Genomic DNA, 19,925 nt, shown 5'->3' on the forward strand with positions numbered 1-19,925 from the left:
GAATCGGGGATTATGATACCTGTACGATGTTTCACCTGTGGAAAAGTCGTTTCCACGGCATGGGATGAGTTCAAAGAGCGATCAGCAGCAGGAGAGGATCCAAAAGAGATCCTCGATTCCCTCGATTTGGAACGCTACTGTTGCAGAAGAATGCTTCTCTCACATAAGGAGATTGTTGATGAGCTGTATCCCTATCAATGAGGGGTCGTGGGGTAGCCTGGACTATCCTATTGCGTTCGGGACGCAGTGACCTGAGTTCGAATCTCAGCGACCCCATTCAGGTTACAAAATTTTACGGATGATTAGCATGATATCCTACACTCGATACGAGCGGGCCAGGATCATAGGAGCACGCGCCCTCCAGATATCAATGGGGGCACCGGTTCTTGTGAGTACCGGGCGCATAGACCCCCTGGAGATTGCACTTGAGGAGTTTGAGAAAGGGCTTATACCCATCACCGTCAAGCGCCATTTCGGGGATCGGGAAGTTGTGGTGGCATGACGGCGATCGAAGCGGTCAGCCTCCGGACAATCCTTGACAGCCGTGGCAATCCCACTATCGAGGCAGATGTGTGGGTTGAAGGAGGGTTTGGCCGTGCTGCTGCCCCAAGCGGGGCGAGCACCGGTGCTCATGAAGCAGTTGTCAGGCAGCCGCAGGAGGCAGTACCCTATGCATACACCAGGGTCATCCCTGATCTGATCGGCCTTGACGCTACCAGGCAGGTCACCTTCGATCACATCCTCCACGAGATCGATGGAACAGGCAACTTCGCGGAGATCGGAGCTAATGTAGCTGTTGCCCTATCGCTTGCAAATGCAAAGGCAGCCGCATCCGCTCTTGGAGTGGAGCTCTACAGCTATCTTGGCGGAGTCTTCTCCGACGAGACGCCTCTTCCGCTTGGAAATGTCATCGGAGGAGGCGCTCATGCACCCGGAGCAACCGATATCCAGGAATTTCTTGTTGTTCCAACCGGTGCATCCTCCACAGCTGAGGCGGTCTTCACCAATGCAGCCATTCACAAGGAGGTAAAGAAACTCCTCACCAGCAGGGATATCCCATGCGGAAAAGGTGATGAAGGAGCATGGGCACCCCGGATCACTGATAGCGAGGCACTTAACCTGATCTCTTTAGCCATCGACACTGTCACCGATGAGACCGGCGTCACCATTGGAATAGGTCTTGATGTTGCAGCAAGCGAACTCTGGAATGGGGAACGGTATGCATACCGCGACCGTACCCGGTCTACCGAAGACCAGATCGCCTATATCGCTGATCTCGTCGACGAGTTTGGACTCGTCTATGTTGAGGACCCCCTCTTTGAAGAGGATTTTGAAGGGTTCGCAACGCTTACAGACCAGATTAGCGATACCTGCCTCATCTGCGGTGATGATATCTTTGTCACGAACCCCGAACGCATCCAGATGGGAGTCGATCGGGGATCTGCAAGCGCTGTCCTTATAAAGCCAAACCAGATCGGTACACTCACCGACACCTTCGAGGCGATCCGGCTGGCCCACAGCTATGGCCTCCAAACGGTGATGAGCCACCGGTCCGGAGAAACAACAGATACGACCATTGCCCACCTCGCAGTCGCATTTGGGTGCGTCTACCTCAAGTGCGGTATCGTGGGTGGCGAGAGAATAGCTAAATTAAACGAATTGATTCGTATTTCGGAGAATTTCGCATGAGCGAGAATGAACTTGATATCGAACTGAACGAACCCCTTGTCCCGGTCGAGGAGTACCTGGCGGCAGGTGTTCACATCGGAACACAGCAGAAGAGCAACGAGATGAAGAATTTCATCTACCGGGTCCGTGGAGATGGCCTGTATATTATAGATATACGGAAAACCGACGAGCGGATCAAGCAGGCAGCAAAATTCCTCTCAAGGTATGAGGCACCGAAGATCCTCACCGTCACCTCGCGGCAGTACGGACAGTATCCTGCACGGAGATTTGCAGACACAATCGGTGCAATGGCAGCAACCGGCAGGTTCATACCGGGGATGCTCACAAACCCGAGCTTAAGCAAGACCGCGCTGAACAGGTATATCGAGCCGGATGTCGTCATCGTCACCGATCCGATCGGTGATGCACAGGTTGTCAGGGAAGCTGTCCAGACCGGGATTCCCGTGATTGCGCTCTGTGACACAAACAACAGCCTGCGAAACATCGATCTCGTCATCCCAACCAACAATAAGGGACGCAAAGCCCTCTCCATGGTGTACTACCTCCTCACAAAGGAGATGCTCAGGCTCCGTGGTGTTGTAACCTCGCTTACACCAGAGGACTTTGAGACCGATATTTAAATAGTCTGAAGGACAACTGCCAGAAGAGGTGGGGAGTTCTATGGAGATCCGAGAGAGTACGATGGCCGGGATGTTTTACCCGGCAGAGCCCGGGCACCTCGAGCACCTGCTCGAGATGTACTTCCAGGCATCAGAGGGGCGTCTGCATCCAATCGGGATAGTTGTTCCTCATGCCGGATACCCCTACTCCGGTGCTGTTGCGGCACGCGGATATGGCACAATAGACCCGGCATTCTCCGGCACCTTTATCGTCATCGGCCCAAGTCATCGCGGATACCGGACCTGTGTATCCGCACTCCCGTGGGAGACGCCGCTTGGCCTCATCACCAATGATGAGCGGCTCTCAAGGGCGCTTGACCTGCCTGTTGATGAAGAGGCACACCAGGATAACGAGAATTCCCTTGAAACGCAGATGCCGTTTATCAAGTACCGGTTTCCGCGAGCCAGGATCACACCGATCCTGATGGGAGACCAGTCCCCTGAAGAGGCGGACAGGGTCTCGGGACTGATACTCTCGGCACTTCAGAAGACGAAGAAAGAGGTGATCATCGTCGCTTCGAGTGATTTCTCACATTATATTCCCCGGATGGAAGCTGAAAAGCTTGATTCCAAAGTCATTGAACCGATCCTCTCACTCGACAGCGATGAGTTCTACCGGCGTATCACAACACTCGGGGTATCAGCATGCGGATATGGCCCTGTCGCCACGATGATCCGTGCAGCAGCCGATCTCGGTGCGGAGAAGGGAATCCTCCTCTCGTACATGACAAGCGGCGATGTAACCGGAGATCCTGACGTTGTTGGATACGCCGCCATTGCGGTGGTATAGGGTGGCAACATGGAGCGCACCGGGCAAGGTCTTCCTCTTTGGTGAACATGCCGTGGTCTACGGAAAACCCGGGATCGCAATGGCGATCAAGCCACGGGTTATGGTCACTGTCAGGAAGGCAAAGCGGCTGAAGAAACCGAATTCGTCCTATATTGCAGAGTGCTTCCGCCAGATGGGCGTATCCGGATCGGTCTATGTCAGATCCCAGCTTCCGAGTTCATCAGGTCTTGGGTCATCAGCAGCAGTGACTGTTGCAACCCTCTTTGCCATCAACGATGAGTTTGGCCTGGGCAAAACACAGGATGAGCTCTCAGCAATCGCCCATACCGTCGAGAAGAATGTCCAGAAAGGGAGAGCCAGTGCAACAGACACGTATGTATCGACCGTCGGCGGGATGGTGCTGATCACCGGCACGACAAAACGGAAGCTTCCTCCCCCGCAGCTGCAGCTCGTTATCGGCAACAGCCTGACCCATCACAACACCTCGGATATGGTCAACAGGGTCGCTGAACTGAAGAGAAGCCGTCCGGAGATTGCAGAGCCCATCATCGATGCAATCGCAGCAGTAACAAAATGCTCGATGCACCATTTCAAGAACCCCCGCGAGCTTGGTAACCTGATGAATATGAACCATGCGCTCCTCGAGGCACTGGGTGTCGGTCATCCCCAGCTCTCCCGCCTCGTCCTGGCTGCACGGGCAGCAGGTGCGCTTGGGGCAAAGCTGACCGGTGCTGGTGGCGGAGGATGTATGTTCGCACTCTGTTCCAAGAATGCAAAGACCAGGGTTGCCGGTGCAATTGAGGCATGTGATGCCCGTGCCATCATCACCGGCATCGATACCCAGGGTGTACGGAAAGAGAAAGATGACTAATACGGTTGTACTCAAACTCGGCGGATCGGTGATCACCGAGAAGGAACATGCCGGCATAATCGATCACGGCCGGCTCAGGACGATAGCGGAGGCGATCGCTGCCAGCCGTGGTCTTCCGCTGATCATTGTGCATGGTGCGGGATCGTGCGGCCATCCGGAGGCACACCGGTTCGGAATCCAGGACGGTGTCTCCGAATCGAACGCCCGGGGCGTTCTGGAGACGCACAGGGCTGTTGCCGGGCTGAATGCTGCTGTTGTATCGGCATTACACGATGCCGGGATTGATGCAATCGGGATCCACCCGCTCTCAGGATCATATGCAGAGAACGGGAGGCTCATATCCTTTGAAACAGGGCATCTCGGCAGGATGGCCGGACTCGGTATTGTCCCGGTCCTGCACGGGGATGTGGTAATGGATCGGATCCGGGGTGCCGCAATCATCTCGGGGGATCAGCTTGTGCTGCATGCTGCCCGCGGAACCCGCGCTGGCCGTGTCGGCCTGGCCACCGATGTGCCAGGGGTTCTCGTCCGGGATGAAGTGGTTCCCCGGCTTGATTCCGGGCAGGTTGAGACTATTGATCTCGGCTCATCCAGACATACCGATGTCACCGGAGGTATGCGTGGAAAGGTCCGGGAGCTGGCAGAACTGGCAGAAGCCGGCATTACCGGCTCGATCTTTCATATCGACCGGCTTTCGGATTTCCTGGCAGGAAAACCCCACGGCGGTACCGATATCGTGAGGGCAGAGAGATGACCCGGCCTGACCAGACCCGGTCACGAAAGCTTGACCATCTCCGGATCTGCAGCAGCGAGCTGATCGAGGCGGGATCAAGTGGCTTTGCCGATGTCAGGATCGTCCATAATGCACTCCCCGAATGCGCTATGGACGAGATCGATCTCTCCTGCCGCCTCCTTGGCCATACGCTCTCGTCCCCGCTCTTCATAGCCGCAATGACCGGCGGCCACCCGGAGACGACCGAGGTGAACCGCCGCCTCGGACGTGCAGCTGAGGTCTTTGGGTGTGCTATCGGTGTCGGATCCCAGCGGGCGGCACTTGAGCATGACGAACTCGCCGCATCATTTGCGGTTGTCAGGGAAGAAGCGCCGACTGCGTTTATTGCGGCAAATATCGGGGCCGTCCAGCTCCGCGACCATGGGGTTGCATGGGCAGATAAGGCAGTCTCAATGATTGATGCCGATGCAGTTGCAATCCACCTGAATTTCCTGCAGGAAGCGATCCAGCCCGAAGGGGATCGTGATGCCAGAGGATGCCTGGGTGCAATCGAAGAGCTCTGTTCCGAAGTCTCGTACCCGGTGATCATCAAGGAGACGGGATCGGGCATCTCGCGGGAGACTGCCCGCCTCCTCTGGAATGCCGGTGTGCAGGCGATCGATGTCGGCGGCCATGGCGGCACCTCGTGGGCACGTGTCGAAGGGATCCGGGGCAGGGAGAGCGGCCGGGATCTCTTCCACCGTCTCGGCGAGGACTTCGTTGACTGGGGGATACCAACCGTGGTCTCTCTCCTCGAAGCCAGGGAGACAGGCGGTCCCGTGATTGCAACAGGCGGTGTCAGAGACGGCATTGACATCGCAAAGGCTCTCGCACTCGGTGCGGATATGGCAGGGATGGCGCTCCCGCTGCTCGCACCTGCAATAGAGAGCGATTCGGCACTATTAACAGCCATCGGGGATATTCACAGCCAGTTGAAAGCAGCGATGTTTCTCTCAGGGGCAGCAACGATCCGCGATATGCGGAACGTCAGGACGTATGTTACCGGAGAAACTCGTGATATGATACAGAAATACGAAATTGAGGAGAAAAAATGGAGATAGAAATAATCGCCGTAGGCGGATACGATGAAGTCGGTCGGAACATGACCGCGGTCCGGTGCGGCAAGGATATCGTGATATTCGATATGGGGCTTCGGCTTGATCGGATTATGATCCACGAGGATGCCGAGGTCGAAAATATGCATTCGCTCGACCTGATCCAGATGAAAGCAATCCCGGATGATACCGTGATGAACGGCATCGAAGGGACAGTCCGGGCAATCGTCTGTACACACGGGCACCTTGACCATATCGGGGCGCTTCCAAAGCTTGCCCACCGGTATAATGCCCCCATCATATCAACACCATACACAACAGAACTGATACGCCAGCAGATCGCCGGAGAACAGAAGTTCGGGGTGAACAACAAACTTTTTGCACTGAAGTCGGGGGGGAAATACACCATCTCCCAGCACCTGACCCTTGAGTTTGTCAGGACCCAGCACTCGATCATCGATACGGTAATGGCGGTGCTTCACACACCCCATGGTGCGGTGATCTATGCAAACGACTTCAAGTTTGACCGGACACCAGTTATCGGAGAACCACCGGACTTCCGGCGCCTCACCCAGATCGGCAAGGAAGGAGTGCTTGCCCTCATCACCGAATGCGTGAATATCGAATCAAACGGACGGGCACCGAGTGAGCGGATCGCCCGGGATCTCGTCCGCGATACCATCACGAGTTTCGAAGATGACAAAAACGCCATCATCGTGACGACATTCTCCTCCCATGTCGCCCGTCTGAAGACGATCACCGAGTGCGCGTACGAGATCGGGAGAAAGCCGGTTTTGCTTGGTCGATCGATGGAGCGGTACTCAACAACCGCAGAGCAGATGAAGCTGGTTGCATTCCCGAAAACCACCTCGGTTTTTGGGAACAGGAGGACTGTGGACCGGGTGTTCCGTCGTATGATGAAGGAAGGAAAAGAGAAGTTCGTCCCGGTGATCACCGGTCACCAGGGCGAACCGGGTTCGGTCCTGACACGGATAGGTGCCGGGGATACGCCATACCGGCTTGAGAAGGGTGATAAAGTCCTCTTCTCGGCCAAGGTGATCCCAAACCCGATGAACTTCGGCCAGCGGTACCTCACCGAGACCAGGCTGAAGATGGCAGGTGCACGGATCTTTGATGAACTGCATGTCACCGGCCACGCATACCGCGAGGATCATTACGAGTTTATCCATATGCTGAACCCGGAGCATATCATCCCGTCGCACGGAGATCTCCAGATGACAGCTGCGTATGCGGATTTTGCTGCTGAGATGGGGTATACGCTCCATAAGGATGTGCACCTCCTCCACAACGGCCAGCGGCTTCAATTAAAGAAATAAGATGAGGAAACAACCATGGATCTGAAAGAATACCTTGAATCTGTCCAGGATATCGTTGATAAGACATTATTCCGCTTCTTCGGGGACGCTCCCGGCGACCTGAACAAGGCGAGTGCGCACCTGCTTCTGGCAGGGGGAAAGCGGCTCCGGCCTGCAATGGTGATGCTGGCAGCAGATGCAGTCCGGAAGGGAGCATCTGACCAGGTCTTCCCCGCAGCACTTGCACTTGAAGTGACCCATACCTTCACACTCGTTCATGACGATTTCATGGACAACGACTCGCTGAGGCGGGGTGTTCCAACAGTTCATTCCGTCTGGGATGAAGCAACCGCGATCCTGGCAGGAGATGTCCTCTATGCCCGGGCATTTGAGCTGATCACCAAAGCTGAAGCAGACATGGATGCCCGTGTCCGTGCGATATCGATGCTCGCAAAAGCCTGTGAGGAGATCTGTAAAGGCCAGTTTGAGGATATGGCGTTTGAGAAGCAGACAGACGTGAGCCGTGGCGATTACCTTGATATGGTCAGGAAGAAGACCGGGGCGCTCTATGCTGCTGCTGCCGGAATCGGATCCATTCTTGCAGGCGGTACCCCCATCCAGTCCGAGGCGCTCTACAACCTCGGTATGACCACAGGTATCGGGTTCCAGATCCAGGATGATATAATCGATCTGATGGCTCCGAAGGGAACGAGCGGAAAAGACCGGGCATCAGATCTCCAGTCCGGAAAGCAGACCCTGATTGCAATTGTCGCTGCAGAGAAAGGAATTGATCTCTCACCATACAAGAAGGACTTAACCGATGATGAGATCGATTCGGTGATCCGGGAGCTTGAGGAAGCAGGAGTCATCACCGAGGTCCGGGAAATCGCGCTTGATCTTGTCAAGCAGGCAAAAGAAGGGCTTTCCGTCCTGCCTGAGTCCGAAGAGAAACAACTGATCATCGAGATGGTTGATTTCTTCGTGACCCGGGGGTCCTGAGATGGAGGATCGGATCAAGACGATCCTCGAAGCATATGCACTCCAGAATGCGGTTAAACACGCCAATATCCCACGTGCGGGCGCAGTGATCGGCGCGGTGCTCGGTGTTCATCCTGAGCTTCGGAAGAGAGCAAAAGAGCTGAACGAAACAATTGGTTCTGTCCTTGACGGGGTTGCGGCTCTCTCTCATGAGGAGCGGGAGGAGCGGCTCCTCGCCATTGCCCCGGAACTCTCTGCATCGATCCACCAGAAGAGGGAGCGGTCAACCGAACTCCCACCCCTGCCCGATGGAGAGCGCGGGGTTGTGATGCGGTTTGCACCCAATCCTTCGGGGCCGCTTCATCTTGGCCATGCCCGTGCATCAGTTCTCAATGACGCCTATATCAGGCGCTATGGTGGAGACTACATCTACCGGATAGAAGATACCGATCCAAAGCGGATCGACCCGGATGCGTATACGATGGTGCAGGAGGATCTCGAGTGGCTCGGGGTCGGAATCTCTGACATCGTCTACCAGAGCGACCGGCTTGAGATCTACTATGCATATGCAAAGGAACTGATCGCACTTGGAGGGGCGTATGTCTGCACCTGCGAGGCGGAGCGGTTCCGTGAACTGAAGCTTGCCAAAAAGGCATGTCCGTGCCGTGATCTCGCTGTGGAAGAGCAGATGGAACGGTATGCGGGCATGTTCGATGGACGGTATGCCGAGGGGGAGGTAACAGTCAGGATCCGAACCGAGATCGATCATCCTGACCCGGCGATCCGGGATTTCTCTGCGATGCGGATCGTCACCTCCACAATACATCCGCGTGTCGATGCAACAGTCTATCCGCTGATGAACTTCTCAGTGGCAATTGATGACCATCTCCTCGGGATGACGCACGTGATCCGCGGAAAGGATCATATCGCAAACACCCGCCGCCAGAAGTATATCTTTGATTATTTCGGGTGGAAACAGCCGCATTATCTCCATTATGGACGGATGTCCATCGAAGGGCTTGTCCTCTCGACCTCCTCGATGCACGAGGGGATACGTAACGGCACATATTCTGGTTGGGACGATATCAGGCTTGGGACACTCCGTGCACTTGCCCGCCGCGGAATCCGGCCTGAGGCTGTCCAGGCGGTGATCACCGAGATAGGTATCGGGGAGACCGATATCTCGTTCTCGTGGGATAACCTCTTTGCAAAGAACCGCGACCTGATTGACCGCGAATCAAACCGGTACTTCTTTGTCCGGGATCCGGTCTCCATCCGGGTAGAGGGGGCACCTGAGCAGGTTGCAGAAGCTCCCCGGTACCCGGGTGACAGCGAGCGGGGGTTCCGGAAGCTCAGGTTTACGTCTGAGATCCTTATCCCGGGTGAAGAGGTTGAAGCAGGGAAGCTGATACGGATAAAGGATCTCTTCAATATCCGCGTGACAGGAGAGGGGACAGCCGGATATGCAGGGGATTCGCTGGCTGATGCAAGAGCTGCAAAAGCACCGATCATCCAGTGGCTGCCCCGGGAAGCGGCTATACCCTGCACAGTCCTGACCCCTGAGGGGCCGGTTACCGGGTATTGCGAGGAGGAGTGCAGGCAGTACCAGGGCAGAACCGTTCAGTTCGAGAGGTTTGGGTTTGTCCGTATCGATTCGGTTGATGAGGGGAAGGTAGTTGCATACTTCACCCACCGATAACATACTCTTTTTTCCATGACCGGTGAACCCATCCATCGTCTGCAGGAGGCAAATGCCGGGAGGGCTGAGGCACTCCATGCGCTCCGTCACCTGCCGCTCAAGATCAGGCAGGGACTCACCTCCGGCGAGTATGAGATCCGGAGACGATCCGAGGGGAGGTTCTTTGAGGCGATCATCTATGAACTCCTGCGATCGGTTGCTGCAGCGCACGGGGGAATCGCGCGGCTCGCTGCATGGGGCGCAGATGCGCCGCCGCCATCAAAGACAAAACAAGGGATCCGCTACTCCCGGGACGGGGGGATCCGGATCTGTTCTGCCGGTGCGCTGGCAGCCGAGATCGACCTCCTCTTTGCAGATACCGAGGGCAGGATCTATTTTGGCGAGGCAGCAACAACGCATCCCCCACCAGCTTTGTTCCGTGCCGAGGTGGAGAGAAAACGGGCCCTCATCCGGGAGCTTGCAGGAGAGCAGCCAGTTCACTTCCTCTATATCTCACCAACGCAGCCACCTGGGGGGTTTGCCCCGCTCTTTACAGGTGGGGGAAGCGCACTTGTGCGGCCGGACCTGCTCTGCTGCATCCGGGAGATTGCGGATGTGGCTGGATCTCCCCGCAGGAGGAGGCAACTCCCCCATGACCGGGTTGTTGACGGCAGTGTCTTCTTCCAGTCACCTGCAGCAGGCGGTGGTTATATCCAGCGCTTTTTCCGGAAATAAAAAAGCATCATGATCGAGACGGCAAACATAAGAAGGAGCGTTGCCGGATAGCCGATCGTGAGTTCCAGTTCGGGCATGTAGGCGAAGTTCATGCCATATACACCTGCGATGAAGGTGAGAGGGATGAAGATAGTTGCGATGATCGTGAGGACCTTCATCACCTCGTTCATCCGGTAGGAGATGGTCGAGAGATAGAGATCAAGCATCCCGGCGGTGAGATCCCGGAGGGTTTCAACGGCATCAATGACCTGGATGGTGTGATCATAAACATCACGGAGGTAGATTCCGATCTTTTGGGATACCAGGGAGGATTCAGTCCGCTGGAGTGCAGAAAGAACCTCCCTTTGAGGCCAGATCGCTTTTCTGAGTGCGATAAGATCACGTTTGAGACGGCGGATCATCACGATGGAGTCGGGATCAGGATGCTGGATGAGTGTATCTTCCAGCACCTCGATCTCTTCTCCAAGCAGTTCCAGGACCTCGAAATATTCATCGACTATAGTATCGATCAGGGCATAACAGAGGAAGTCAGGTCCTGCTTTTGTGATCTTTCCCCGTGACCGGATCCGTTTCCTGACAGGATCAAAGATATCGCCTGGTTTTTCAAGGAATGTCAAAAGACAGGTCTCAGTGATGATCAGCGCTACCTGCCGCGAACCGATCTCACCACCGCTCCGGGAGATCATCCGCTGGATGATGAAGATGTAGTCGGGATATTCTTCGAATTTTGGCCGCTGGGTGGAGTTCATCAGGTCTTCAAGTGTCAGCGGATGGATGCCGAAGAGATCACCAATCATCCGGACGACATCTGTGTCATGAATACCGTCGACAGCGATCCAGGTGGTGGAGGTTGAGGTGCGGTACCTGCTGATGATCTCCGGATCCCGTGTGCAGAGTTCGGTCAGGTTACCATCTGGATCATAGTCCATCACTGTGATCGTGACGGGATCGTCTGTCGGCTCGCCGATATGGACAAGACTTCCGGGCGGAAGACCAGCTTTCTGTGAGATTTTTTTGAATTGTGTCAGGAACATGGCAGGCACCCTCCGGGTGCAGGATCGATTATACCTCGCTGATCCCGCTGATATATGCCACTCCAATTTTGCCCCGTCTCAGTCGTGTGGAGCCCAGGAGATGGCGCATCTCCGCAACCTCTGCCTCCTCAAGGAGTGTCTGGATCAGCTTCTCAAGGCTTGCGTTTTTGTCCCAGGGGACGCCGCGGAAGATAACACCGTGGTTATGGAGTTTCAGATCGGCATTACCTGTGTGTGAGGGATGTATGTAGGCAAGTGAATGGAGCGCGACAGGATCATAGGAGGAGAGATCGGTTGTCGTATCCACCCCGACACCAAACGAGATCAGGGTGTCGCCCGTGTGCAGGGGATCGGTGTTGACAGTGCACCAGTCACCAATTACATCTTCATCCATGATCGTTCCTTTCAGCTCGCCTGCATACTCCCTGAGGGGTGCCCGGATGATGGCTGATCCGGTGACACCTGCCGAGACCCCCGCAATCGATACGGCGACAACACCCTTGAAGTCCTTCCGCCTGGCCTTTGCAAACGAGAAGATCCGGCGGTAGAGATCGTCAAGCGCAATACCATCAGGGTCATCGGCATCAAAGGAGATGTACTCGTGGAACGGCCCTTCAAGCGTGACATTGAATGCAGCATAGACCGGGATACCTGGATCGTCACCGACCGGTGCAAGGAAGTCCGGCGTGTCGTTTCCATCGGTCGGGAGCCAGACCATCGAGCCGTGGAGCATGATCATCTCCCCGAGCAGCGGGAGAGCCGAGGTGGGATCCGGGCTCAGTGCCCCAAGCCCTATTGAGTATTTGACGTCTGTAAACGAGGTCAAAGCGAGATCTTCCAGGGTGATCCGGGAACGGAGGAGGTTCTCAAGGCTCCCGATCACCTTCAGGCGGGCGGGATCTGTTCCGGCCCGTTCAATCTGGTACTGGACACCATCGTGCTTCACCGACGGGGTCGTGAGTTCGTCGATTAAGGAGAGGGCGATCCCGCCCTTCCCAGAGATCCTGACTGCCTCTTCGACAGTCGGAGTAATGGAGAAGATCGAATGAAAGCCTGCCATCTTCAGGACTTTGAGGGGGTACTCCTGCACACCGGCAAGCGCCATGACTCCGCCACGCCGTTTCACCTCCTTTGAGAGCGTCAGGAGGGAACGGATTCCGGCACTTGAGAGGTATGCAACTGCTGTCATGTCAAGTGCGGCAGATGTGTCATCATCATGGAACGCTGACCTGACCACCTCCTCAAGGATGCCTGCTCCATGGCCGTCCAGCCGCCCTTCGAGTGTAAAGACCAGCACACCTTCGTTTCGTGAGACATCTACATGCATCATTATCAAGGTAGCTTGGAGAAGAGAAGATAAAAAGCTCGCCTTCACTTTCACCCCCCGGCCATTGATCATCAATACCAGAACCTCACAGATAGTGGGGTATGGAGCTCCGGGTTTCACCATATATCATCCTCCGGACAGGGACATTTGCAGCAGTTTCCGCACCAATAGACGATATTGTCGCCTTTTTTGCCGGGCGGCCCGAGCTGAAGCGGTACCTTGTCCTCTATATCTCGGGGAACGGGTCCCGCCTCCTCACCCGGGTCGGCGACCGGACCGCAACCTTTGATGTGCGGCGGGCATTCACCGCACACCAGCTCCTCACCATCCTCCGTGATGCGGGCCATACGATCGTCTTCATCGAGCATGATCCAACCCTCTTTGCTGATGCAGGTGGAGGGGTGCTGGCAGCAGTTGGCCAGACGATGGCAGAGTGCGCGGCGGGATCGATTGTGATCCTGTACACACCCGTGCCCGATCGATCGTTTGGGGTGCTTGCCGGGTACGCCGGCCAGATCATCACCATGGGCGAATCGCAGCAGAAGGATGCTGAGAGACGAACTGGCAGCAGGGGTGGACATGAGCGGAGAAAGGCTTCAGACCAGGCGACACTGGAGGTGTTCTGAATGGGACGGAGCATCGGAAGTGTCCGGCAGGGGGGAAACGATCTTGCCCGCCGGTGGGAACGGGCGGCACGATCAGTACGGAAAGAGGAGCAGGGCTCAGCACGCCGTCTCGCCGCGATGGTACGCGCCCACACGGGCGAGGCGTTTTATGCCTTCGACGATCCGCTTGAGGCCGCGGTCTGGTCGGTTCTGCTTGAACTGGTGAAGGAGGCGGATGCACTGGAACAGGCAGCAGATGAAGAGAGCCGTGCGGGAGAAGAGAGGGATGTGGATACTTGATGCCGCGGAATCGGGTGGGGGCATCCGGTTCTGGGAACCGGCCGGGAGATCGCGATGGGTTCCATATACACAGGCGTTCTGCTTCACGCTGGAAGACCCACACCTCCACCGGGATATGCTTGATGCGCTTGATGATCGGTATGGTCTCTCCGAATGCCGGATACAAACGATCTTTGGTGACGAGGCGGGCTACAGCATCGCTGCGTCCCGGAGAGTTGCCGAACTGATCGAGGAGCAGAGCGGGTACAGTGCGAAGATCTATAACCTTGACATAAGGCCTGACCAGCGGTTTCTTGCTGAACGGGGGGAGACCGCCTGTGCATGGCCCGGCGATGACCGGTTCTCCCCCCATTTTGACCGGAGCCTTTCAGTGCTTGAGATCCAGGTCCTGGATCCGGAGTACCGGAGCAGGAGTATCAGCGGGATGATCGTGGATGGCCGCCGGATCGCAGGTGACGGAAGGGGGCTGGTGGAGGAGGTGGCTGCTGCACTGGATGCGAAGAACCCGGATCTGATCCTCTTTCCCCATGCCGATTACTGGATGCCGCACCTGCTGGCCCGGGCCGAAGAGCATGGTGTGCCGCTTCTGATCAGCAGGACCGGCAGGTACAGGCGGATCTCTGCCCGCTCCTACCAGAGCTACGGAACGGTGGTGCACCGGGAAGGGGCGCTCATCCCCGAGGGGCGTTGCCTCATTGATTCTGCCCGGAGTTTTACCTTTCGGGAGAGCGGGGTTGCCGGCGTGCTCCTCGCCTCGCGGCTTACCGCGCTTGCCCCCAACCTCACCGCCAGGTTCACGCCCGGAACACTCATCTCGTCCTATGAGAACTACGAGGCGATCCGGCGCGGGGTTGCCGTGCCGTTCCGGAAATGGGATGCGGAATCCGGCAGGCCGGTTCCTGAGCTCCGGGAGGCGGATAAAGGCGGTATGATCTTCAAGCCGCACCCGGGTGTCTATGACGATGTCGTCCAGGTGGATTTCACCTCGATGTATCCCTCAATCATCGTCGGCCAGAACCTCTCGCCCGAGACGGTGCAGGGCGGGGGCGGGGAGGGGTTCCTCGCCTCAGTGCTTGCCCCCGTGCTCTCCCTCAGGCTGAGGACGAAAGCATTGAAGAAAGAGGATGCACGGTTTGCAGGGATGGACAGTCTCCTGAAATGGATGCTGGTGACAAGTTTTGGCTATACGGGATATCGGAACGCAAAATTCGGGTGTATCAGGGTGCATGAGGGGATCACCCGGCATGCCAGGGAGATCCTGATCGGGGCAAAGGAGATTGCTGAGGATGCGGGCTGCCGGATACTCCACGGGATTGTTGATTCACTCTGGGTTACCGGCGGTGATATTTCACGGTTTGTCCACGAGACCGAGGCGGCGTTTGGGATACCAACCGAGTCAGAAGCCTACTCCTGGATCGCCTTCCTCCCGATGGCTGATGGAACCGGCGCCTACAACCGGTACTTCGGGCGGCTGAAAGAGAAAGGGATGAAGATCCGCGGGGTTGCCGCACGGAGAAGGGATGTTCCCCCGTATGTGAGATCGTTTCAGGAGGAGATCTTCTCGTTGATGGAACAGGCAGAATCGTCCGGCGAACTCAGGCAGCTTGCAGGCAGGGCGGATGAGGTGTATGCAGACGCGGTTAGGGGGATTGAGATGGCAGCAACAGAGGATCTCGTCATCACCCGGCGGGTGGGCAGGACCCGGTACAAACACCGATGCATTGAAGGATCCGCACTACGTGCCTACGGGATGGCGGGGGTTGCTGTTGAAGCCGGGATGGAGATCGGGTATGTCGTCCGTGATGGGAAGCATCTGATCGCCGATACCCCGTGGGAGGCGAAGACAGCAGATCGGGCATACTACCGGGTGCTGCTGGACCGGGCATATGATGAGGTGAAGGGAGTATTCTCCAAAGGGGGGACGGGAGATGTCAGAAAAAGAGGAGGGGATGTAGAATATAAATGACGCAACCGATAAAAAGACAGGAGGAGGAGAAGACGATGAAGTGCGCTATTTGTAAGAGTGGAGAGACACGGCCCGGTATGACCACGATCACCTTCGAGCGGGAAGGGTTCACTCTGGTGGTAAAAGAAGTCCCGGCAGAGATCTGCATGAATTGCGGCGAGGATTATGTGGATGAGACGAACACCCATGAAATCATGGCGTTGGCTGAGCGGATTGCAGAAAATGGCACCCTTATCGATGTCCGCAGGTATGTTCCCGGTTCTGTAACCTGTTGAGAGCACTGTAATCGCTGAAGGGTGTTGCAGGAATTGAGTACACCATAAGACGGAATGTCGTTGAACTACCCCGCCCTAAAGAGCGGGGCTTGCAATAGCGGTTTTACACAGGTATTGCACTTGAATCTGAACGAAGGTTGTTCGTAGTTGAACCTTAATGCGTACCGGTCGGTTGAAGCGACCGGTACGATTATCGATATAATAACCGAATCCAGAACTCTTTTATCTCTTCTGGAGGATCTCCTGCATCTCCGGGGTCAGTTGAACAAGAAGTTCTGCATTATAGGCACCACTTGGCATCATCTCTACTGGAGCTTTGAATATCTGTTGGGCTGCAATAGCATACGAACGCGATTTTGCAGCGGGGGAACCGTCTCTGACCGCCGGATCAACATTGGTCGTGAAGATTGAGAGCGTATTGTCGCTGTTGTAAACGAACTCGAAGTTCCGGAACTGCTGAGGGAACTCCCGCAGTGATGCGGTTTCAACCTGCCAGAACCCGAGTTCTGGACGTTCAGCATCCGGAGACTTGATAGGTATCACGGTATTTTGATGCCGATGGCCCGAGATCCATGCCACGAGATTTGGATAGGTATGGAGTTTGGCTATCAGATCAAGATCAGATACCGCAGCATACTCGCTCCATTTCATGACTGAGCTGAGACTACCTTCATTCTCATTGATGACTATCGGGATATGGGCTGCGATGATCATGAGCTTTCCTTCAGCCTGGCCACTCTCGAGCTCCTGCACAAGCCAGTCATACCGCTCCTGATCGATAGAACCAAATCCGGAGGTGTTTTCACTGGGATCATCGTCCCTTTGGGTATTATCAAGCACAATGACCTTTATCGGAACATCTGATCGCGGTTCGAATGAATAACAGGCAAATCCCGTTGTTCTGGCGGACTGGCTAAATCCATGCCCTTGTGGGCTTAAAGAGGAGGAGAAAAATTCATCGATCCACTCTGTTCTCGAGATGAAACGGCGATCTTTGTCGGCTGTGACTGTCGGGGGACCGTCAGGGAAGCTGGCAACAGGCCCTGCACCGATAATATCACCATAGGGTGTCCGGCCATCGATTGCGCCCATATAGTAGCCACGGCTTTTGAGGCGGAGAGGGTCAACGAAGATATTACCTAATTCGAGCACTTCAGAGCCGGTCATGGCACTTTTGATATAATCATCCGGAGGGAAGAGACCCATCCAGAAGTGATCGTGGTTGCCGAGAACCTGATAACATCTGATCGATTCATCAAGACCGGCTGCACGGTATTCATCCTGGTAATCATTGAGAGGACCGGGGATTGGATCATTCCTGTCGCCGGAGGAGGGGTTGACTATCCTGCCGTCAAGTACATCGATATACCATCGCAGTTCATTGTACTGGCCGCTGTTAATTGCATCACCTACGAATATGCCAAAGTCATATGGATTCTCTTTATGAAGGGCATTTGCCGTCTGGACTGCTGCATCGAAGATATGGGTGGTATACAGCATAGCCGGAGAGTATCCTGAAATGACACCCCATTTATAGCCATAATAGACCGCCTGTGCAGGAGACTCTTTGTCGGTGATATGGACATCGGCCATGGCAAAGAAGGTAAGAAGTTTCTCTGTAGTGGTATCTGATGCAGGAGTGTATCCTTCAGGCATGAGATCCAGTCTCTTCTCATGCTCCAGCCCCTCCCCAAACTCCCAGACGCCATACCCGTACTCTGAAAAGCTTTCAATCTGATCCGGGCCCACGGCAGGCGACGTTGATGGAACAGGGACAGGAAGAACGGTTCTGTCAACGGTTGTCAGGACCACGGAGTCTATCGGATAATCCGGTTCACCATCATCCGGGAGCTGGGAGCTGGGAGCAGTACATCCCGCTACAGTGAGGAAGATCACAAACAGAAGAGCGAGGAGAAAACCTGCTTTGAAATGATGCATCAGTAGTATTGAATATGGGTGATATTATGGATGTTGGTGAACTGCGGTGAAGAGTATGTGGATGATTCGGTCACCCATGAGATCATGGTGGTGGCTGGGCAGAGTGGAGAGAAATAGAGGGGAGAACTGGAATCACTCCTAAGGTTTTTTGTCTTTTCAGAAGAGTGCAACAATCCGGAACGTGGTGGTGATCAGAAGCGCCACCGGGATCACATACTTGCAGAGAAAGGGGAGTGCCCGGATGAGGGGGTGCCGTCCCGAGAGATCGCCCCAGAAGGCTTTTGGATCAAAGAACCAGGAGAAGGTGACCGCGATCAGAAGGGAGGTGATCGAGAGGCCGATTGTACCAAAAACCTCATCCATTGCGTCAAGGACAGGGATCCCCTGTATCGAGAGAGATAGTGGAGTATAGCTTGCGGCAGCAGGAAGCCCGGCGAGGATCGCAATACCGGTGACAAGGGCTGCCATCTTCTTCCGTGACTGCCCAAACGTCTCTGCGAGGGCTGCTGTCGGAACCTCGATGAAGGAGATACCTGAACTGATCGCGGCAAAGAAGACGATCGCAAAGAAGATGACAGCGGCAATCGCTCCAAGCGGCATCATCTCGAAGGCATAGGGGAGTGTGGTGAAGACAAGCTCTGGCCCTGCTGCCGGTTCAAGCCCGAAGGCAAAGACGATCGAGAAGATGACGATCCCTGCAAGCAGGGAGACAACGATGTCTGCGATGGTGACAATGGCAGCCGATGCAGGGATCTTTTCAGCGGAACCAAGGTATGCACCATAGGTAAGGAGTGTCCCATATCCGACCGAGAGCGAGAAGAAAGCCTGCCCAAGGGCTGCCCCCCAGATGAGGGGATCGGAGAGGACCGAGAAGTCGGGGGTAAAGAGGAAGGCAAGACCTGCATCTGCTCCGGGGAGGCGGACCGAGACGAAGATCATCGCCGCAAGGAGAAGAAAGATGAGAGGGACAAGCAGGGTTGTTGTCCGTTCAATCCCCTTCCTGACCCCGGATGAGATGATGATCCCACAGAGGAGACCGGAGATGATAAAAAAGAGGATCGGAAGGTACGATCCCGTGAATGCAGAAAATGGCTCAAGTGCCCCGGTGACGGAGAAGGCGAGATACCCAAATGTCCAGCCGGTGATAACAAGATAATAGGAGAAGATCCCGGTCATCACAAAACAGATGATCCACCCGGCGAACCTGGCAGGCGAGCGGGCGGTTCCTGCCCCTCCGGTTCCATCCCCTGCTCTTCTTCCATGCAGGCCACCGGCCTTGCTGAAGGCTGCGATCACGGTACTCCGGGTCCGCTGTCCCGCCTGCAACTCCAGGATCATCAGGGGCAGGCCGATGAGGAAAACGGCAGTGAGATAGGGGATCAGGTAGGCGCCACCGCCATTCTGACCGACAACCGTTGAAAATCGCCAGATATTCCCGATTCCAACCGCTGATCCGACAGCAGCAAGGATGAAACCGAGGCGGGACGACCATTCTTCCATTGCGGTCGATTGGTTTTCTCCGGAGATATTGGTTGTGTCATTGATGATGCCTGAAGTGAAGCATCTGAACCGGCAAAAACATTTTTTAGAGTGAGATGCGTTATGGAATAGTATGCCACTATCTTCGATCATAAACGCAATCAAGAAGGCGGCAAAGTCCGGGGGCGGACACTATGATCCGTACTATGACCAGTCCCAGCAGCCACCTGTTGAGTCTGCAGAGAACGAGCCTGCCGAAGAGCCGGATGTCGGTACAGACGACCAGGACGACGGCGGAGATGATGACTGAATAGAGAGCCCGGGGCGGCGATAAACCAGGAGTCCTGTGGAGAAAGTCAGCCACACTCCTGGATTTTCATCGCGTTGTGCTCTCTTTTTCCTTAGAGCTTTTCGATTAACCCAACCAACAACGATCACTTGAGAGTTGAAAACCCAAT

The 19,925-nt window shown here is 55.5% G+C and carries 21 protein-coding genes and 1 tRNA gene; 18 read left to right on the top strand and 4 right to left on the bottom strand.

The window, feature by feature from the left end; genetic code table 11:
• Positions 1-12: 12 nt before the first annotated feature.
• The 13 genes from ABCO64_RS02030 to ABCO64_RS02090 all read left to right on the top strand — a co-directional run bounded on the left by ABCO64_RS02030 (position 13) and on the right by ABCO64_RS02090 (position 10,543).
• Positions 13-201 (top strand): DNA-directed RNA polymerase subunit N, encoded by a 189-nt coding sequence (locus ABCO64_RS02030; protein ID WP_253458054.1) that lies wholly within the window; start codon positions 13-15, stop codon positions 199-201.
• A tRNA-Pro gene (locus ABCO64_RS02035) sits at positions 202-276 on the top strand.
• A gap of 31 nt (positions 277-307) precedes the next feature.
• A complete protein-coding gene (locus ABCO64_RS02040; RefSeq protein WP_253458055.1) occupies positions 308-502 on the top strand; it encodes a DNA-directed RNA polymerase subunit K in 195 nt (64 codons plus the stop codon).
• Complete coding sequence (gene eno / locus ABCO64_RS02045; protein ID WP_253458057.1) at positions 499-1,689, top strand: phosphopyruvate hydratase; 1,191 nt, start codon at positions 499-501, stop codon at positions 1,687-1,689. Before ABCO64_RS02040 ends, eno begins: the two co-directional genes overlap by 4 nt.
• Positions 1,686-2,309 (top strand): 30S ribosomal protein S2, encoded by a 624-nt coding sequence (rpsB, locus tag ABCO64_RS02050; protein ID WP_253458059.1) that lies wholly within the window; start codon positions 1,686-1,688, stop codon positions 2,307-2,309. Before eno ends, rpsB begins: the two co-directional genes overlap by 4 nt.
• Positions 2,310-2,349: 40 nt before the next feature.
• Complete coding sequence (gene amrB / locus ABCO64_RS02055; protein WP_253458061.1) at positions 2,350-3,138, top strand: AmmeMemoRadiSam system protein B; 789 nt, start codon at positions 2,350-2,352, stop codon at positions 3,136-3,138.
• Position 3,139: 1 nt separating this feature from the next.
• Entirely contained in the window at positions 3,140-4,009 is an 870-nt protein-coding gene (mvk, locus tag ABCO64_RS02060) for a mevalonate kinase (RefSeq protein WP_253458062.1), read from the top strand.
• Positions 4,002-4,763: an isopentenyl phosphate kinase gene (locus ABCO64_RS02065; RefSeq protein ID WP_253458064.1), complete on the top strand. Its 762-nt coding sequence runs from the start codon at positions 4,002-4,004 to the stop codon at positions 4,761-4,763. The genes mvk and ABCO64_RS02065 overlap by 8 nt, the downstream gene beginning before the upstream one ends.
• On the top strand, positions 4,760-5,842 hold the full coding sequence (fni, locus tag ABCO64_RS02070; RefSeq protein WP_253458067.1) for a type 2 isopentenyl-diphosphate Delta-isomerase: 1,083 nt from the start codon (positions 4,760-4,762) through the stop codon (positions 5,840-5,842). The genes ABCO64_RS02065 and fni overlap by 4 nt, the downstream gene beginning before the upstream one ends.
• Positions 5,833-7,173 carry an RNase J family beta-CASP ribonuclease gene (locus ABCO64_RS02075; RefSeq protein ID WP_253458070.1) on the top strand — a complete coding sequence of 447 codons (1,341 nt, stop codon included), beginning with the start codon at positions 5,833-5,835 and terminating at the stop codon, positions 7,171-7,173. Before fni ends, ABCO64_RS02075 begins: the two co-directional genes overlap by 10 nt.
• Before the next feature lie 15 nt (positions 7,174-7,188).
• A complete protein-coding gene (locus tag ABCO64_RS02080) occupies positions 7,189-8,151 on the top strand; it encodes a polyprenyl synthetase family protein (RefSeq protein ID WP_253458073.1) in 963 nt (320 codons plus the stop codon).
• Between the two features lies 1 nt (position 8,152).
• Positions 8,153-9,829 (top strand): glutamate--tRNA ligase, encoded by a 1,677-nt coding sequence (locus tag ABCO64_RS02085; RefSeq protein WP_253458076.1) that lies wholly within the window; start codon positions 8,153-8,155, stop codon positions 9,827-9,829.
• A 15-nt stretch (positions 9,830-9,844) separates the two neighbouring features.
• The gene (locus ABCO64_RS02090; protein WP_253458079.1) at positions 9,845-10,543 is read left to right on the top strand and encodes a hypothetical protein; all 699 of its coding nucleotides are present in this window, start codon (positions 9,845-9,847) and stop codon (positions 10,541-10,543) included.
• Here ABCO64_RS02090 and corA read toward each other — a convergent pair.
• The gene (corA, locus tag ABCO64_RS02095) at positions 10,516-11,577 is read right to left on the bottom strand and encodes a magnesium/cobalt transporter CorA (RefSeq protein ID WP_253458082.1); all 1,062 of its coding nucleotides are present in this window, start codon (positions 11,575-11,577) and stop codon (positions 10,516-10,518) included. The two genes, ABCO64_RS02090 and corA, sit on opposite strands and share 28 nt — an antisense overlap.
• A 28-nt stretch (positions 11,578-11,605) precedes the next feature.
• Positions 11,606-12,907 carry an STAS domain-containing protein gene (locus tag ABCO64_RS02100; protein ID WP_253458085.1) on the bottom strand — a complete coding sequence of 434 codons (1,302 nt, stop codon included), beginning with the start codon at positions 12,905-12,907 and terminating at the stop codon, positions 11,606-11,608.
• 98 nt (positions 12,908-13,005) lie between these two features.
• Here ABCO64_RS02100 and ABCO64_RS02105 point away from each other — a divergent pair, with 98 nt between their 5' ends.
• From ABCO64_RS02105 to ABCO64_RS02120, 4 genes are read left to right on the top strand one after another with little or no spacing between them, the layout of a single operon-like run.
• Positions 13,006-13,530 carry a hypothetical protein gene (locus ABCO64_RS02105; RefSeq protein ID WP_253458088.1) on the top strand — a complete coding sequence of 175 codons (525 nt, stop codon included), beginning with the start codon at positions 13,006-13,008 and terminating at the stop codon, positions 13,528-13,530.
• A complete protein-coding gene (locus ABCO64_RS02110; RefSeq protein ID WP_253458091.1) occupies positions 13,531-13,809 on the top strand; it encodes a DUF8156 family protein in 279 nt (92 codons plus the stop codon).
• Positions 13,766-15,775 carry a type B DNA-directed DNA polymerase gene (locus tag ABCO64_RS02115; protein ID WP_292615591.1) on the top strand — a complete coding sequence of 670 codons (2,010 nt, stop codon included), beginning with the start codon at positions 13,766-13,768 and terminating at the stop codon, positions 15,773-15,775. Before ABCO64_RS02110 ends, ABCO64_RS02115 begins: the two co-directional genes overlap by 44 nt.
• Positions 15,772-16,050 carry a type II toxin-antitoxin system MqsA family antitoxin gene (locus ABCO64_RS02120; RefSeq protein WP_253458098.1) on the top strand — a complete coding sequence of 93 codons (279 nt, stop codon included), beginning with the start codon at positions 15,772-15,774 and terminating at the stop codon, positions 16,048-16,050. Before ABCO64_RS02115 ends, ABCO64_RS02120 begins: the two co-directional genes overlap by 4 nt.
• A gap of 222 nt (positions 16,051-16,272) precedes the next feature.
• Here ABCO64_RS02120 and ABCO64_RS02125 read toward each other — a convergent pair whose 3' ends face one another.
• Together ABCO64_RS02125 and ABCO64_RS02130 are read right to left on the bottom strand one after the other, a co-directional pair.
• A complete protein-coding gene (locus ABCO64_RS02125; RefSeq protein WP_253458100.1) occupies positions 16,273-17,988 on the bottom strand; it encodes a TIGR03768 family metallophosphoesterase in 1,716 nt (571 codons plus the stop codon).
• A 156-nt stretch (positions 17,989-18,144) separates the two neighbouring features.
• Positions 18,145-19,488: a sodium-dependent transporter gene (locus tag ABCO64_RS02130; RefSeq protein WP_253458103.1), complete on the bottom strand. Its 1,344-nt coding sequence runs from the start codon at positions 19,486-19,488 to the stop codon at positions 18,145-18,147.
• A 112-nt stretch (positions 19,489-19,600) separates the two neighbouring features.
• On the opposite strand from ABCO64_RS02130, the gene ABCO64_RS02135 reads away from it, so the two are divergent.
• Positions 19,601-19,777, top strand: a complete 177-nt coding sequence (locus ABCO64_RS02135) for a hypothetical protein (protein ID WP_253458107.1) — start codon at positions 19,601-19,603, stop codon at positions 19,775-19,777.
• Positions 19,778-19,925: the final 148 nt, after the last annotated feature.

The organism is Methanocalculus natronophilus (assembly GCF_038751955.1).
GTDB classification, from domain to species: domain Archaea; phylum Halobacteriota; class Methanomicrobia; order Methanomicrobiales; family Methanocorpusculaceae; genus Methanocalculus; species Methanocalculus natronophilus.